This is a genomic window from Dactylosporangium darangshiense, from assembly GCF_039537565.1.
Lineage (GTDB): Bacteria > Actinomycetota > Actinomycetes > Mycobacteriales > Micromonosporaceae > Dactylosporangium > Dactylosporangium darangshiense.
The window spans coordinates 689565-704049 of the sequence record NZ_BAABAT010000001.1 but is presented as its reverse complement, the minus strand read 5'-3'; the positions used below and the strand labels follow the sequence as shown (position 1 = coordinate 704049).

General features: G+C 69.5%; 17 protein-coding genes. 8 read left to right on the top strand and 9 right to left on the bottom strand.

Annotated elements, in window-relative coordinates:
• The first annotated feature begins 410 nt into the window (after window positions 1-410).
• The gene (locus ABD901_RS03120; RefSeq protein WP_345120891.1) at window positions 411-1757 is read left to right on the top strand and encodes a hypothetical protein; all 1347 of its coding nucleotides are present in this window, start codon (window positions 411-413) and stop codon (window positions 1755-1757) included.
• Window positions 1758-1851: 94 nt separating this feature from the next.
• Here ABD901_RS03120 and ABD901_RS03115 read toward each other — a convergent pair whose 3' ends face one another.
• Window positions 1852-2094: a hypothetical protein gene (locus ABD901_RS03115; RefSeq protein ID WP_345120889.1), complete on the bottom strand. Its 243-nt coding sequence runs from the start codon at window positions 2092-2094 to the stop codon at window positions 1852-1854.
• A gap of 134 nt (window positions 2095-2228) precedes the next feature.
• On the bottom strand, window positions 2229-3575 hold the full coding sequence (locus ABD901_RS03110; protein ID WP_345120887.1) for an ABC transporter substrate-binding protein: 1347 nt from the start codon (window positions 3573-3575) through the stop codon (window positions 2229-2231).
• Window positions 3576-3660: 85 nt separating this feature from the next.
• Here ABD901_RS03110 and ABD901_RS03105 point away from each other — a divergent pair, with 85 nt between their 5' ends.
• Both ABD901_RS03105 and ABD901_RS03100 read left to right on the top strand, forming a co-directional pair.
• The gene (locus tag ABD901_RS03105; RefSeq protein ID WP_345120885.1) at window positions 3661-4098 is read left to right on the top strand and encodes a hotdog fold thioesterase; all 438 of its coding nucleotides are present in this window, start codon (window positions 3661-3663) and stop codon (window positions 4096-4098) included.
• A 78-nt stretch (window positions 4099-4176) separates the two neighbouring features.
• Window positions 4177-4569 carry a hypothetical protein gene (locus ABD901_RS03100; RefSeq protein ID WP_345120883.1) on the top strand — a complete coding sequence of 131 codons (393 nt, stop codon included), beginning with the start codon at window positions 4177-4179 and terminating at the stop codon, window positions 4567-4569.
• Window positions 4570-4572: 3 nt separating this feature from the next.
• On the opposite strand, the gene ABD901_RS03095 is transcribed toward ABD901_RS03100, so the two are convergent.
• Window positions 4573-5778: an ABC transporter substrate-binding protein gene (locus tag ABD901_RS03095; RefSeq protein ID WP_345120881.1), complete on the bottom strand. Its 1206-nt coding sequence runs from the start codon at window positions 5776-5778 to the stop codon at window positions 4573-4575.
• Between the two features lie 137 nt (window positions 5779-5915).
• Complete coding sequence (locus tag ABD901_RS03090) at window positions 5916-6734, bottom strand: alpha/beta hydrolase family protein (RefSeq protein ID WP_345120879.1); 819 nt, start codon at window positions 6732-6734, stop codon at window positions 5916-5918.
• 95 nt (window positions 6735-6829) lie between these two features.
• Here ABD901_RS03090 and ABD901_RS03085 point away from each other — a divergent pair, with 95 nt between their 5' ends.
• Window positions 6830-7366: a bacterial proteasome activator family protein gene (locus tag ABD901_RS03085; RefSeq protein ID WP_345120877.1), complete on the top strand. Its 537-nt coding sequence runs from the start codon at window positions 6830-6832 to the stop codon at window positions 7364-7366.
• Window positions 7367-7986: 620 nt separating this feature from the next.
• Here the strand turns inward: ABD901_RS03085 and ABD901_RS03080 are convergent.
• From ABD901_RS03080 to ABD901_RS03065, 4 genes are all read right to left on the bottom strand, one after another.
• Complete coding sequence (locus ABD901_RS03080; protein WP_345120875.1) at window positions 7987-8787, bottom strand: HAD family hydrolase; 801 nt, start codon at window positions 8785-8787, stop codon at window positions 7987-7989.
• Complete coding sequence (locus tag ABD901_RS03075; RefSeq protein ID WP_345120873.1) at window positions 8784-9602, bottom strand: HAD family hydrolase; 819 nt, start codon at window positions 9600-9602, stop codon at window positions 8784-8786. The genes ABD901_RS03080 and ABD901_RS03075 overlap by 4 nt, the downstream gene beginning before the upstream one ends.
• An 88-nt stretch (window positions 9603-9690) precedes the next feature.
• Window positions 9691-10374, bottom strand: a complete 684-nt coding sequence (locus ABD901_RS03070) for a hypothetical protein (RefSeq protein ID WP_345120871.1) — start codon at window positions 10372-10374, stop codon at window positions 9691-9693.
• A 26-nt stretch (window positions 10375-10400) separates the two neighbouring features.
• The gene (locus tag ABD901_RS03065; protein ID WP_345120868.1) at window positions 10401-10850 is read right to left on the bottom strand and encodes a hypothetical protein; all 450 of its coding nucleotides are present in this window, start codon (window positions 10848-10850) and stop codon (window positions 10401-10403) included.
• Between the two features lie 67 nt (window positions 10851-10917).
• On the opposite strand from ABD901_RS03065, the gene ABD901_RS03060 reads away from it, so the two are divergent.
• The 4 genes from ABD901_RS03060 (at window position 10918) to ABD901_RS03045 (ending at window position 13493) form a co-directional block, all read left to right on the top strand.
• On the top strand, window positions 10918-11343 hold the full coding sequence (locus ABD901_RS03060; protein WP_345120866.1) for an OsmC family protein: 426 nt from the start codon (window positions 10918-10920) through the stop codon (window positions 11341-11343).
• A gap of 53 nt (window positions 11344-11396) precedes the next feature.
• Window positions 11397-11750, top strand: coding sequence for a metallopeptidase family protein (locus ABD901_RS03055; protein WP_345120863.1), 354 nt, complete (start codon window positions 11397-11399; stop codon window positions 11748-11750).
• Between the two features lie 91 nt (window positions 11751-11841).
• Complete coding sequence (locus ABD901_RS03050) at window positions 11842-12576, top strand: AIM24 family protein (protein ID WP_345120861.1); 735 nt, start codon at window positions 11842-11844, stop codon at window positions 12574-12576.
• A 203-nt stretch (window positions 12577-12779) separates the two neighbouring features.
• On the top strand, window positions 12780-13493 hold the full coding sequence (locus ABD901_RS03045; RefSeq protein ID WP_345120859.1) for an AIM24 family protein: 714 nt from the start codon (window positions 12780-12782) through the stop codon (window positions 13491-13493).
• Window positions 13494-13533: 40 nt separating this feature from the next.
• On the opposite strand, the gene pheA is transcribed toward ABD901_RS03045, so the two are convergent.
• A complete protein-coding gene (gene pheA, locus ABD901_RS03040; RefSeq protein ID WP_345120857.1) occupies window positions 13534-14478 on the bottom strand; it encodes a prephenate dehydratase in 945 nt (314 codons plus the stop codon).
• Window positions 14479-14485 lie beyond the last annotated feature (7 nt).

Sequence of the window (14485 nt, the reverse complement as noted above, 5' to 3'; positions counted from 1 at the left end):
CACCCGGCGCGGCATCCATCTCGCCCGGTGCAGCGGAAGCTTCGCCCGGTGCCGACGCATCGCCGAGTTCCGAGCAGACCGCGCCGGTTCCCGCATCGCCCCAAGTCCCACCGCACATCTCGCAGATCCCGCGGCAGCGATCGTCGGGTGAGCATGTGCCTGCTGCGGTCGTCGCTGCGCCTGCTCCGGTAGTTGCGCCAGGATCGCCCGCCATGGCCGGACCGGCCGCGCCGCCGATGGTCATGCCGTCCGTGAATCCGATGGGGCCGGGCCCGGGCGTCGCGCCGGCGCCGTACGGGGCGGTGGCTGTGCCGGTGCAGTTCGCGGCGCCGACTGCGACCATGCCGCCCGGTGGCTGGGGGCCGGGTGCGCCTTGGCCGGGCGGGGCTCGGCCGGGAGGTGGCGGGTGGGTGCCGCAGCCCTATCCGTGGGGAGTGCAGCAGCTGCCGCCGCAGCCGCGGAGGAGCTACTTCTGGGCGGTGCTCACCACGCTGCTCGTGGTCAGCATGCTGCTCGCGCTCGCGGGTGTGGCGGGCACGGCGTGGGTGTTGCGTAGCGGTGGGGACTCGCCGACGGCCGTTACCTGGGTTGACGTGCGGCCCGAAGTGGGGCTCAAGGCGATCGACGAAGTGCTTGCGCGGCACGCGGATGCCGTGAAGCGCAAGAGCGTCGACGCCTGGATGGCGGACGTCGATCAGGTCGATCCCGGCTTCGTGAAGCGGCAGCGGCAGGAGTTCGAGAATCTCACCAAGGTGCCGTTTGCCGAGCTGCAGTTCGAGCGGACGAACATCTCGGCGCCGAAGATGGCTGCCTTTCTGCCGTCGCAGTTGTTCGATCGGTACCACGCGGCCGTTCGAGTCATCGCGGTCACCGTGCGGCATCGGGTCGAAGGGGTCGACACCAAAGTTGTGGCGACGCCGTGGCTGGCGGTGTTCGGGTACGTCGGTGGGCGGTGGGTCATCGCCGGCGACGGGGCCGGCAAGGACATGCCTACCGGGGCCGAAGGGCAGCCGTGGGACGCCGACGGGGCGATCACCGTGGTGCGCGACGACCGGGTGGTCGCCGTGTTGTCGGCCGAGGACGCCGATGGCGGGCAGAAGCTGCTGCAGCTCGCCGAGGCCGGGCTGCGGCAGGTGGCCGAAGTGCGGCCGACCGGGTGGGACGGCAAGGTGCTGCTGACGGCCGTCAACGACAAGCAGATCTTCGACACGTACTTCGCGGAGTCGCCGGACCGGGTGGCCGAAGTGGCGGCGATCGCGGTGCCCTACTACGGGGCGGTGGCCGAGTGGTCGGCCCGGCCCTCGTACGCGACCACGCGCGTCGTGTTCAACCCCACGGAGCTCAGTGCGCCGACCGCCGAGCTCCAGCATGACCTCACGCACGAGTTCACGCACGCGGCCATGGGGCCGGTCACCGGGCCCTACACGCCGCGCTGGGTCGTCGAAGGGTTCGCCGAGTACGTCGCCTACAAGGACGGGAAGTACAACGCGGCCGGTATCCGAGCGGCGCTCGGCGGGATGACCATCGGGACGTTCCCGGACGACAAGCAGTTCTACGAGGAGCCGCGCAACTACATCAGCGGGTGGCTCGCGTGCCGGATGATCGCCGAGACGTACGGGCAGGACAAGCTGATCGCGTTCTACGAGGCGTTCATGCGGATGTCCGAGGTCGAGTCGGTGTCCCGCGAGGTGCTCGGGGTGGGGCAGACGCAGCTCGAGCAGCAGTGGCGCGACTTCGTGGCGCAAGCCGGCAAGTAGGGGGCAGACACAAGCGAGGCAGCGTAGATACCGGATCTACGCTGCCTCGGTACGTGCGAAACCGGTCTTGCGAAATCGGTTCGTGCCAAATGGCTCAGGCCGGGGGCAGGCCGCCGTCGCCGTCGACGACCGCCTCGGGGGTGCCGTCCTGGTCGAGGTCGCTCATCGTGATGTCGACCTGGCCGTCGCCGTTGGTGTCGAACTGGAACAGGTCCGCCTTGCCGTCCCCGTCGGTGTCGACCGCCCAGAGGTCGGGCTTGCCGTCGTTGTTGGTGTCGCCGACGAGCAGCTCCACGCGCTCTTCGCCGCGGGTCTCGACGGTCTCGTTCTCGCTCATCCGGTGGTCCTCTCACCTGACTCAGGGGCAATCGGCTTCACCGTAGGCCCTGGACCCGCGGTACGCGAGTCCAGGCCTACTTCAAGACAGACGATCGAGGCCGTTCGGTCAGAGCCTGTGCCACCAAAGGAAGGCTAGGACTTGACGCCCTCGGCGACGAGCGCCTTGATGGCGAGCGCGGACTCGTCGAAGCCGATGACGAGGATGCCGGTGGCGCCGAAGCCCTTGATCGCCGTACCGATGGAGTTGAACATCTTCGGCCCGTCGTCCTTCTCGTACTTGTCCTTGGCCTCGTAGGTCTTGATCAGGATGTTCTCGGGCTTGATGCCGGCGGCGACCAGGTCGTTCTTGACGCCTGCGGCGAGGCCGTTGCCGTAGCTGTCGCCGCGCGCGATGATCGCGACCTTCGTGTGCCCGTCGCGCATCATGATGTCGGCGACGGCCTTGGCCTGCAGTACGTCCGGCGGCGAGGTGCGGAAGAAGAAGCCCTTGTCCTCGAACTTCGTGAGCTCGTCCGAGGTCGCCGAGGGCGAGATCATCACTCGGCCGGCCTGCGCGACCTGCGGGATGACGGCCTTGCTCACGCCGGACGCGCCGGCGCCGATGATCACCTGGATGCCCTGGGAGATGAACTGCGACGTGGTCGCCTTGGCGACGTCGGGGTTGGTGCCGTCGTCGCCCTCCACGACCTGTACCGGCTGGCCGAGCACGCCGCCGGCCTCGTTGATCTCCTTGATCGCGAGCTTGGCGGCGGCGAACATCGGCGGGCCCTGGAAGGCCAGCGCGCCGGTCTTCGGCAGCAGCAGGCCGAACTTCAGCGGGGGCTTCTGGCCGCCCTTGCCGCCGGTGGCGGCCGGCGGTGCGGCCTTGTCCTCGGTCTTCTCGTCGCCGGCGCCGACGAACTCGGTCTTGGCGTCGTCGATGGTGTTGCTGGTGCCGAAGTTGAGCACGCCGTACATGGCCGAGGACGGCTCGCCGACGTTCGTGAAGCCGCTGCTGCGCAGGGAGATGCCGCGGTACTTGAAGTCCTTGCCCGACTTGGCGGCGGTGAGGCAGGCGGCGATCGAGTCGCAGACGTTGTCACCCGTCGTGACGCCGATCAACTGCTTGGCGATCACGCCGGGGTCGGAGGACTTGCCGGCCTCGGCGGCCAGGGCGGCGATGACGACGGCGTCGTAGGACTCGCCGGAGTAGTTGAAGTCGGTCAGCGAGGGGTCGATCGCCTTCACACGCCGCTTGAAGTCCTCGCTGAGCGGGGTCAGCGGCGTCGTGCCCTTCATGCCGTTCAGCACCGCCGGGGAGTCCTTGAGGGCCTCGCCGAACGAGTTGGCCATGTTGCCGTCCGTGCCGTAGAGACGGATCTCCGCTGTGGGAGCGGTGTCGGCGTTACTCTTCGTGTCGGACGCGCAGCCGGATGCGGCAAGCAGTAATCCGATCGCCGTGATCGCTCCCACGATGGTGCGGGCCGAACGTGCGCGCATGGGTGTTCTCCTCCCCAAAGGTGCCGAGCGCACCTTAGCGCGGACGGCTCCCGGACTTAAGCCGGGGCGCGGGTACGCTTCGCGCATGGCAGATGCAGGTACCGGGTCGGAGATCACTGTCGGTGAGGAAGTGCCGGGCGGCATGACTTTCGAGGGCACCCTGCCGGAGCGCATGGGCATCGTGCTGCTCGAAGCCTCGCCCGAGCGGGTCGTCGCGACGATGCCGGTGGAGGGCAACACCCAGCCATACGGGCTGCTGCACGGTGGCGCATCGGTCGTCCTCGCCGAGACCCTCGGCTCGATCGGCTCGGCCATGCACGCGGCCCGGCTGTTCAACGGGATCGCGGTCGGTATCGAGGTGAACGCGACGCACCACAAGGCGGCGCGCGCCGGCCTGGTGACGGGCGTGGCGACGCCGCTGCGGCTCGGGGGCATGATCGCCACCTACGAGATCGCCATCACCGACGAGAGCGGCGAGCGCATCTGCACCGCGCGACTCACCTGTGCGCTGCGCCGGTCGTAGTCGGGTGCCCACCCGCGGTACCGAATAAAAAGCCGCGAGACACGGGCGGGCCTTGACCGCGCGACATACGGTTGCGTCGTGGATGACCCGGGAGACGAGACATATCAGGACGCCGCCCAGGTCCTGGAGTCGGCACTCGCGGGCGATGAGGACGCCGTGGCGAACACGTTCGACTCGGTGGTGGACCGGCGCGGCATGAGCGCCGCGTACGACGTCGCGTGGCGCCTCGCCGGCGAGATGGTCGGTGACAACCTGGTACGCGGCCCGTGGCGCCTGGAGTTTCCCGACATCGACGACGCCAACTACGACCAGCGATGGGTGGCACGCTTCGTGAGCGCCTACGCCAACGAGGACGAGCCGAGCGCCACGGCGTTGTTCACCGTGGCGCTGGTCGACGGCAAGCTGGAGGAGTGCCTGCTGACACTCGCCGGCTCGGCGGTCGCGACGCTGAAGCGGCGCGGCGCCGCCTAGGGCCTAGCCGAGCGTCGTCAGCTCCGCGGTCAGCACGTTGGAGAGCACGGCGCCGTCGTTGCGGACCTGGCGCAGGTACCACCGCTGCAGGGGCGCCCGGTTCTGCGAGAACTGCCAGCCGCCGCGCGGGCTGTCGATCTGGCCGAGGCGACCGATCGCGGCGTTGAGCGAGAACGAGTCCAGGCTCTTCGTCGCGTCGGTGATCGCCTTGTCGAGCACGGCTCCTGCGTCGTAGGAGGCCATCGCGTACGTCGACGGGACCGTGCCGAACGCCTTCTGGTAGTCGGCGATGAAGCGGCGGTTGGCGGCGTTGTCGAGGTCGGGCGAGTAGTTCAGCGCCGTGAAGATGCCCGAGGCGGAGTCGCCGAGCTGCTTGAGCACGTAGCCCTCGGTGAGGCTGCCCGGCGCGAAGAGCTTGAAGCCGCTCGGGAACTTCTGGTTGCGGAACTGCTTGACGAACTCGACCGCAGAGGCGCCGCCGTAGCTCGCGTACAACGACGTGGCGCCCGAGTTCTTGATCTGGCCCAGGATCGAGCTGAAGTCCTTGCTGCCGAACGGCGTGGTGCGCGGCGTGCCGGCGATGTTGCCGCCGGCGCTCTTGAGGAAGTCGACGAAGCTCCGCACGTCCTCGTCGTCGCCGCCGGAGCCCGCCTGCCCCATCACGGCCACGGGGCCGCCGGAGTTGGCCGCGATCCACTGGGCGATCGCCTGGCCCGGCTCGGTCGAGACGAACGAGGTACGCCAGATGTACTTCGCGCCCTGCAGCGTGCTCGGCGAGGCGTTGGAGCCGACGAGCGGGATCTGCCCGGTCTCGACGGTGTCCTTCATCGCGAGCATCGACTGCGGGTTGACCACGCCGGTCAGCGCGAGGACCTTTTCCTCCTTGATGAGCTTCTCGGCGGCGGCCTTGCCCGTGTCGCCGGTCTCACCCTCGTCGACCTTCACCAGCGTCACCTGGCGGCCGCCGAGCTTGTTAGCGTGCTGCTGCAGATAGAGCGAAAAACCGTTGTCGAGCTCGTTGCCGAGATCCTTGAACGCGCCGGTCTGCGGCACGATCATGCCAATCTTGATGGGCGGCCCGCTCGGCGCCGTCGGCGCGCCGGTCGTGGAGTCGGTGCTGCTGCAGGCGGACAGGATCGGCGCGGTCATGCCCGCCACGCCCGCGGCCGCGAACAGCCGGAGCGCCTGGCGGCGGTTGAGGTGGGACACGTGCTTTTCCTCCCCGGGACCCCGAATAGCGCGGGAGTCGACACACAGCGTGATTATGGCTCGGCGCGGTTGGCTTGGCTCTCGCGAGCCACGAGCCTACAACCCACGGTGCGTTCTACCGCCATCGCGGCGGAGAGTCAATCGCCGTCGGCGCCCTCTCCCCTGGTCACCGTGCCGAACGCGGCGAGCACGGCCGGCCATGCGCCCGACAGCGGATCGATCACGGCGAAGTGGTCCACCCCGGCCAGTTCGACCAGCGTGGTGTCGTCGCCGGCCCGGCGGGCCAACCGGCAGTAGTTGCGCGACAACGCAATGGGGACAATGTCGTCCTCGGTGCCGTGCAGGATCACGGTGCGCACCCCTGACGGCAGCTTGGCCATTGGGTCCGCCGCGGAGTACGCGTCGGGCACCGCATCGGGCGCACCGCCGAGCAGGTCGCCGACGGCACCTTCGTCCAGGTTGAGCTCGTACGCCTTGGCAAGGTCGGCCACCGGCGCCAGCGCCACGACCCCGCCGACGGCGTCGGGCGCGACGGCGGCGTACCAGAGCGCGAGGTGCCCGCCGGCCGAGTGGCCGGACAGGATCGGCCGGTCGACCGACACGGGCAGGAGTCCCCGGTGCGCAACTTCCTTTTCCAGCAGATCTGGTACCGCCACAGCCGCCGCGGCCACGTCCGAGAACGTCCCGGGCCACCCGCCGCCGGCCTGCCCCGTGCGCCGGAACTCGACCGTCGCGACGGCGTAGCCGCGAGCCGCGAGATCGGCGGAGAGCGGACCGGCGTGGGCGCGATCCCACTCGTGCCGCCAGAACCCACCGTGCACGAACAGCACGAGGGGCGCATCCGGTACCCCGGGAAGCCGCACATCGGCCACATGGTCCGCGTGCTCGCCGTAGCGCAGCGTGAAGTCCGGCGGTGGCGCCGGGCGGGTCAGCACGTCCCGGGGATCGATCGTCACCGGGAGACGTTATCGCGTCACGAAGGGTGGCAACAGGGGCCGGTTCGGCACCCCTTGGTGGTCGGTCGGGAGCGGGGTACGCCAGACTAGGAACCATGGCAGAAGAGGCGCAGGACGAGTCGCGCACCGTGCTGGTCGTCGGCCCGGACGGCCGGCCGCTGGGCACGATGTCCACGGGCGAGGACGACAACGCGGAAGATCCGAGCAAGCTGATCGAGCAGCCCGCGAAGGTCATGCGCATCGGCAGCATGATCAAGCAGCTCCTCGAGGAGGTCCGCGCCGCCCCGCTGGACGAGGCCGGCCGGCAGCGGCTCAAGGAGATCCACCGCCGCTCGATCACCGAGCTCGAGGACGGCCTGGCCCCGGAGCTGCGCGAGGAGCTGGAGCGGCTGTCGCTGCCGTTCGACGACGACACGACCCCGAGCGAGGCGGAGCTGCGCATCGCGCAGGCCCAGCTCGTCGGCTGGCTGGAGGGCCTGTTCCACGGCATCCAGGCCGCGCTCGTGGCCCAGCAGATGGCGGCGCGGGTGCAACTTGAGCAGATGCGCGGGCGGCCGGCCCTGACCGGCGGCCCGGGCGGCCTGCCGGGCCAGCCGGCCCACTCACCGTCGGGGACGGGCCAGTACTTGTAGTTCCCGGCCGCACTTTTTCGCGGGCCGCCGCGCTTCGGATCTTCGAGCCCGGCGGCCCGCTTTCGTCCACGCCGTCGCCGCCCAGCACTCACGCCGTCGGTTGCCCGCCACACGGTCAAGATCCGTCACACAGTCAACTGCCCGCGCGGGCGTGCTCGCTTGTAGGTTCTGGGTTGCGATTCCGACAAGTCGGGCACTCCGTGCCACGACTTGTCGGATTTATACCCTGGCGACGGATAAATGCGCTCGAAGCGGCGCCTGCAACCGGCGTCGTCGGCTGCGCTTCGTGCGGGCACGGCTCTGCGACCGGCGTCTTCCTTCCACGATCATGCGTTTTTCCGGCTACTGGAGGCCGGTTTTGCATCAACGTGGAGACATAACGTACACAGGGTTACATTTTCTCTCCACGATCATGAAGAACCGGCCCGTGGCAGGGGCGAAAACGCATGATCGTGGAAACAAAACGTCGTTGACGGCCTGGAGCGCACTCCGTGGGCGCAGACGAACTCCGCAGGTGCGCTGTGGAAGAGCGCGAAAGTGGCGCCGAACACGAAATAAGGTATAAGTCGGATAAATCCGGACGCGTCAGCGTCTGGATTTATCCGGGCAAAAGCAACCTGTCAGTAGTTGTAGACGCGCTCCAGGTACGCGGCGACGCCGTCGTCCTCGTTTGTTGAGTCCGTGATGTCCTTCGCCGCTGCCAGGACCGCCGGGTGTGCGTTCGCCATTGCCACGCCCCGGCCCGCCCAGGTCAGCATCGCCAGGTCGTTCGGCATGTCGCCGAAGGCGATCACGTCGTCCTGGGCGACCGCGTGCGTGCGAGCCACGCGAGCCAAGGCGGTCGCCTTCGTCACGCCCGCTGCCGAGACCTCGACCATGCCGCTCGACGACGAGTTCGTTGCCTCTGCGAGACCGGAGAGGCAGGCGGCCACGCGGGCCGTGAACTCGTCCGGAGGCTGGGCGCCGGCGCGGATCAGGAGTTTCGCCGCCGGGCGGGTCAGGATCTCCGCCAAGGACGCCGGGCCCACCGAATGATGGTCGACCTCCCACGGGCCGACCGGGAAGTCGGGCTCGTGGCGCATCTGGCGGCCGCCGTCGCGCTCGACGGCGAAGACCACGCCGGGGACCTCGGAGCGCAGGCGGGAGACGGCCTCGGACAGGACATCCGTCTCCAGTGGGGCGCTGTGCACGATCGTGTCGGTCGACGGGTCGTAGGTCGCGGCGCCGTTGACGCAGATGGTCAGGGCGCGGACGCCCAGCTGGTCGTACACGGGGGAGATCCAGCGGATCGGGCGGCCCGTCACCAGCACGATGAAGACGCCGGCGTGCTCCAGGCGGCGGAAGACGGAGATCGTTCGGGGGCTCAAGGTCCGGTCCTTGCGGACCAGGGTGCCGTCCAGATCCGTCGCGACCAGTTTCACAGCCTCAACATAGCTTCCAGGTATGTGGCGACGCCGTCCTCGTCGTTGGTGAGCGTCGTCTCGTCGGCCAAGGCTCGCAGCTGCGGGTGTGCGTTCGCCACCGCCACGCGCGAGAAGCCGGCCCAGCGGAACATCGGGACGTCGTTGGGCATGTCGCCGAAGACGAGCACGTCGCCGGGGTCGATGCCGAGGGCGGTCGCCACGACCATCAGGCCGGTGGCCTTGTCGACGCCGGGCGGGCAGATCTCGATGTACCCGAGGCCGGCCTGCGTCACGGCGGCCAGGTCGGGCGGGATCAGGCGCTGGGCGGTGGCCAGCAGGGCGTCGACGTCGTGCTCGGGGTGGCGGGCGAAGCCCTTGATGACCGGGCCGGTCAGGCACTCGGTGCGCACGCGGGCCTCGACGGCGTCGTAGCGCCAGGCCGGGTCGGCGTCGCCCCACAGCGGGGCGTCGTGGTGGTCGCCCGCCTCGATGAGGACCGACAGGGTGCCGAGCTCGCGCTCCAGGCGGGACAGCACCTCGGCCAGGACGGCGCCGTCGAGGCGCTCGTCGCGCAGGACGAGCGGGTGCTCGGGGTCGCGCACGTCGAGGACCCGGCTGCCGCCGCCCATGACCAGGAAGTCGGCGGCCGGGATGTCGCGGCGGACGAGCTCGGTGAGGCGAGGGCCGCGGCCGGTCGCGCCGACCACGTGAATGCCGGCCGATCGCACGCGCTCGAGGACCTCGCGGGTGTAGTCGGACACGGTCTCGTCGCTGCGCACGAGCGTGCCGTCGAGGTCCGTCGCGATCAGCTTCGGTAGGCCTGAACCGCGCATATGCTGCTCCTTCCGCATGAGCGGGGCAGCAACCGTACCTCCCGGATCCGCACCGGTGACAGGCTGCGAGTAAAACTCGACCGAACGTTTACTGGAACGTCGGCGGTACAGGCGTCACGGTGAGCTCGAGGGGCTCGCCGCCCTCAGGCTCCTCGCCCCGGCGGCGAATCCGCAGGCCAGGAACCGCCGCCGGCGTCCAGGCGGCGAGCACGAGGGCCGCGGCGAGCACGAGGACGGCCGCGTAGGCCAGGTAGTACCCCGGCCCGTGCGTGACGACGTTCGAGTCGATCTGCAGGGCGCCGAGGCTGCTGCTGCCAAGGTGGTCGATGACGCCCTTGAGGCCGACGAGCACCACCAGGTTGCCGGCCAGCAGGCCGATCGACATTCCGGTGGCGACCCGGCGCACGGCGCCGGTCGTGGCGAGCACGGTGGCGACCGCGGCCAGCGCGAAGCCCAGCGTGAGCAGGTAGATGGTCATGTGGGAGACGTTGAGGTAGGCGACCGGCACGTCGACGGACTGGCCGCCGGTGTCCCCGTCCTCGCCGTACAGCCGGCGCGCCGCGACAAGGTCCAGCGACGCCCAGGGCATGTACTGCGCCACCAGCGCCAGGCCGAACCCGATCACCGCCAGCGTGGTCGCGATGATTTTCGGGCGGGCCTTGTCCTGTAGTACCGAATCCGGGTGTGGTACCAAATCCGGCGTTTGGGCTTTCGGCCCCTCAAACGGGATGGGCGCAAGGATCTCCGGCATGGCGGGGGGCAGCTCAGGCATAGGGCGCATGGTAGAGCCGAATTTGCTCAGGGGGATGTCCCGCGACGTGCCCTTCCGATGGCGATCAGCCCACACGCGAAGCCCAGGAGCGGCAACGATGCCAACCCGAGCCAACTGCCCGAGGCGACCGCGGTCCTGGCGCCACCGGAGCGGCTCTCGAAAGTGGTGATGAGTGCCACTGCAATGCACGCGGTCACCAACGACAGGATCGGCCCGGCCACCCCGGCCAGGCGACGGCCGCGGCCCACGCCCATCGCCGCGGCGCCGAGCACGGCGAACAGGGTGAGCAGCAGCATCACGTACCACAGGCCCAGCGGGATATTGAGCACGGCGACGCCCTCGAGGTGCCGTTCCGCGCGCCGCCCGGTGCCGGTGGCGACCTGCCGGCGCATCCAGGGCACGAAGATCGAGGCAGAGCCGGTGAGCAGGCCGAACAGGGCCAACCACCCACCGATTCGCACCAGATTGCGCTGCATCGCCGATACTCCCGTCCGAATGCCGAGCTCGTCCCACCGAGACACGGAATGGACTAGCGTCTGGTTCATGCCAACTCGCGTTTCATCCGCCCGCTGGGAGGGTGACCTCCGGTCTGGTTCCGGCACGGTCGCCACCGGCTCGGGCACGTTCCAGGGCAACTACTCGTTCCCGTCCCGCTTCGAGAGCGGCGAAGGCACCAACCCCGAGGAGCTCGTGGCGGCCGCGCACGCCGCCTGCTACTCGATGGCGCTGTCCAACGGCCTCGCGAAGGCCGGGCACGTGCCGACGTCGGTCGAGACGTCCGCGGCCGTGCAGTTCGGCCAGGTCGAGGGCGGCTTCGCCATCACACGTATCGACCTGACCACGCGCGGCGAGGTGCCGGGCATCGACCAGGCGGAGTTCGAGAAGTTCGCGCAGGAGGCCAAGGCCGGCTGCCCCATCTCGAAGGCGCTGGCCGCGGTCGAGATCACGCTCGACGCTCAGCTCGTCTGATCTTCGCGCATTCTTTGTTGAGAGGGTTCCCGTTTTCGGGGACCCTCTTTCGCATGCCGGTTCGCATGAGCAAGGAGCGCTTCGAGGAACTCGTCGGCGAGGCCCTCGACGAGGTGCCCGAGGAGCTGCTCGACCTCATGGACAACGTGGTCATCCTGGTCGTCGACGACGCGCCACCGGGGGACCCGGATCTGCTGGGGCTGTACGAGGGGCACGCGCTGACCGAGCGCGGCTGGGACTACGCGGGCGTGTTGCCGGACCGGATCTCCATTTTCCGTAAACCGATCCTCGCTATCTGTGACGACGAGGACGACGTCGTCGAGGAGGTGGCGATCACGGTGGTACACGAAATTGCCCATCATTTCGGCATCTCGGACGAGCGGTTGCACGCGCTGGGGTGGGACTGACCGGCTCTGAGCTGGCGGGTCTCGCCAGGCTTGCGCCAACCATCTACCTTCACTGTGCGGTTTCAGTACGTCTTTTGAAGGGACGACCACGATGCGCAGTGCGCTCTTCGCCGCCGAAAACATGGAGAAGGAGTCGCAGCAGCCCGGGCTGCGCCTGCAGAACTCCAAGATGCTCAAGGCCGAACTGAACGGCGAGATCATGGCCCGCACCGGGACGATGGTCGCCTACCAGGGCCAGGTTCAGTTCCAGGCGCTCGGCTCGGGCGGCGTCGGCAAATGGCTCAAGTCGAAGCTGACCGGCGAGGGCGTGCCGCTGATGAAGGTGGCCGGCCGCGGCGACGTCTTCTTCGCCGATCGCGCCGCCGACGTACACCTCATCGACCTCGAGCAGGGCGACGCGATCTCGATCAACGGGTCGAACGTGCTCGCCTTCGACTCGACGCTGCAGTACGACATCAAGATGGTCCAGGGCATGGGCATGCTGTCCTCGGCCGGCATGTTCAACTGCGTCTTCACCGGCCACGGCCGGCTGGCGATCACGACGAAGGGCACCCCGGTGGTGCTGACCGTCGACCAGCCGACCTACGTCGACCCGCAGGCGGCGATCTGCTGGTCGGCCAGCCTGCAGACCGGGTACCACCGCGCGGACCAGCTCGGCCTCGGCACGCTGCTGGGCCGCTCCACCGGTGAGGCTTTCACGATGAGCTTCGCCGGGCAGGGCTTCGTCGTCGTGCAGCCCTCGGAGGAGATCCCGCACGGCCTCGCGGGCGGCGGCGGTGGCCAGCAGCAGCAGGGCGGCGTCCTCGGCGGCCTGCTCGGCGGCTGACGAGCGAGAGCGGCCTCGAGCAAAGGTGGCCTTCGAACGAAAGCGACTTCGAGCGAAAGAGGCCCTCGAGCGAAGACGGCCTTCGAGCGGAAGAGGCCCACGAGCGAAAGCGGATGGGCCGACACGACCGGCTGATAGCGACAAGGTAACGAGCCCTCCACGCACTGGTGGAGGGCCCGTTGCCGTTCGCTACGCTCCTGGTCGTGCGAGGTGACATTTTCAAGGCCGAGAATATGGCCCAGGCTCCGACCCAGGCGGGCATGAGCCTGCAACACTCCAAGTGCGTCAAGTACGCCGTCAACGGCGAGGTCCTGGCCCGCCAGGGCGCCATGATCGCGTTTCGCGGCAACCTCGGCTTCGAGGTGAAGAGCCAGGGTGTCGGCAACTTCCTCAAGCGCGCGGTGACCGGCGAGGGTGTCTCGCTCATGAGCGTGCGCGGCCAGGGCGAGGTGTGGTTCGCCTCCGGCGCGGCCGACTGCTTCATCCTGGACATCGAGCCGAACGACGCGCTGTCCATCAACGGGCGCAACGTGCTCTGCTTCGATCCGTCGCTGCGGTACGACATCCAGATGGTCCGCGGCGCCGGCATGTTCGGCGGCGGCCTCTTCAACTGCGTCTTCACCGGCCAGGGCCGGCTCGCCATCGTCTCCGAGGGCGCGCCCATCGTGATCCCGGTGAGCCCGCAGGCCCCGGTCTGCGTCGACACCGACGCCGTCGTGGGCTGGTCGAGCAGCCTGCAGACCACCATCCAGAAGAACCAGAGCCTCAAGTCGATGCTGCGCGGCGGCTCGGGCGAGCTGTTCCAGCTGGCGCTGCAGGGTCAGGGCTTCGTCATCGTCCAGCCGAGCGAGGGCAAGCCGGCACCGGCACAGCAGAGCAGCGGCGGCGGGCTGCTCGGCAGCGTCCTGAGCGGCTGACGTCCCCGAAAAGCTGACGCACTCCGAAAACCCCCGAAAGCTACGACGTTTCTCCGGCGCGGAGCCTGGCCAGCCAGGCTGCCGCGTCGGCGAAGTCCGCGTCCGCCAGGCCGGGAGCCGGCCGCGGCGGCGGGTCACCCTGCGCGGCCCGCGGGTAGGAGCCGAGGAACCGCACATCCGCGCAGATCCGGCGCAGGCCCTGCAGCGCCTCGCCCATCTGCCGGTCGGCCACGTGCCCGCCGCAGTCCAGGAAGAAGACGTACCGCCCCAGGCGCTCGCCGGTCGGGCGCGACTCGATACGGGTCAGGTTGACGCCGCGGACCGACAGCTCGGTGAGCACGGCCAGCAGCGCGCCGACGCGGTCGTGCGAGATGTAGACGGCGAGTGTGGTGAGGTCGTCGCCGGTGGGCGGGGGCGGCGGGCCCGGGCGGGACACCAGCGCGAAGCGGGTCATCGCGCCCGGGTTGTCGGCGATGTCCTTGGCCAGCACGTGCAGGCGATACCGCGCCGCGCTGGTCTCCGCGCACACGGCCGCGTCGAACTCGCCCTCGGCGGCGCCGATCGCCGCCGTCGCGTTGGACAGCACGTCGGTCACGGTCGAGCCGGGCACGTGCTCGCGCAGCCACTTGCGGCACTGGGCGCCGGCCTGCGGGTGCGCGGCGACCGAGCGCACCGAGTCCAGGGGCCGGTCCTCGCGGGCGGCGAGGACGAACTGCACCGGGAGCACCACCTCGCGGGTGATCACCAGCGGTTCGCCGCCCGCCAACTCGTCCAGCGTCACGCCGACCTGGCCGCCGATCGAGTTCTCCAGCGGCACGAGCGCCGCGTCGGCCTCGCCGTTGCGCAGCGCGTCGAGCGCCTCGGGCACGCTGCGCGCAGGGGTCAGCTCGCCGCGGTCGGCGGCCGGGATGGTCTTGAGCGCCTGCTCGGAGAAGGTGCCCTCCGGACCCAGGTACACGAACCGCGTCGGCGGCACACCAGGCATGACACCC

What these genes read in the sequence shown, in the direction of transcription:
- ABD901_RS03055 (WP_345120863.1), top strand. Translation starts at nt 11,397, where the DNA reads ATGCCGGTTCGCATGAGCAAGGAGCGCTTCGAGGAACTCGTCGGCGAG.
- ABD901_RS03110 (WP_345120887.1), bottom strand. Translation starts at nt 3,575, where the DNA reads ATGCGCGCACGTTCGGCCCGCACCATCGTGGGAGCGATCACGGCGATC.
- pheA (WP_345120857.1), bottom strand. Translation starts at nt 14,478, where the DNA reads ATGCCTGGTGTGCCGCCGACGCGGTTCGTGTACCTGGGTCCGGAGGGC.
- ABD901_RS03075 (WP_345120873.1), bottom strand. Translation starts at nt 9,602, where the DNA reads ATGCGCGGTTCAGGCCTACCGAAGCTGATCGCGACGGACCTCGACGGC.
- ABD901_RS03070 (WP_345120871.1), bottom strand. Translation starts at nt 10,374, where the DNA reads ATGCCTGAGCTGCCCCCCGCCATGCCGGAGATCCTTGCGCCCATCCCG.
- ABD901_RS03105 (WP_345120885.1), top strand. Translation starts at nt 3,661, where the DNA reads ATGGCAGATGCAGGTACCGGGTCGGAGATCACTGTCGGTGAGGAAGTG.
- ABD901_RS03065 (WP_345120868.1), bottom strand. Translation starts at nt 10,850, where the DNA reads ATGCAGCGCAATCTGGTGCGAATCGGTGGGTGGTTGGCCCTGTTCGGC.
- ABD901_RS03050 (WP_345120861.1), top strand. Translation starts at nt 11,842, where the DNA reads ATGCGCAGTGCGCTCTTCGCCGCCGAAAACATGGAGAAGGAGTCGCAG.
- ABD901_RS03085 (WP_345120877.1), top strand. Translation starts at nt 6,830, where the DNA reads ATGGCAGAAGAGGCGCAGGACGAGTCGCGCACCGTGCTGGTCGTCGGC.
- ABD901_RS03060 (WP_345120866.1), top strand. Translation starts at nt 10,918, where the DNA reads ATGCCAACTCGCGTTTCATCCGCCCGCTGGGAGGGTGACCTCCGGTCT.
- ABD901_RS03115 (WP_345120889.1), bottom strand. Translation starts at nt 2,094, where the DNA reads ATGAGCGAGAACGAGACCGTCGAGACCCGCGGCGAAGAGCGCGTGGAG.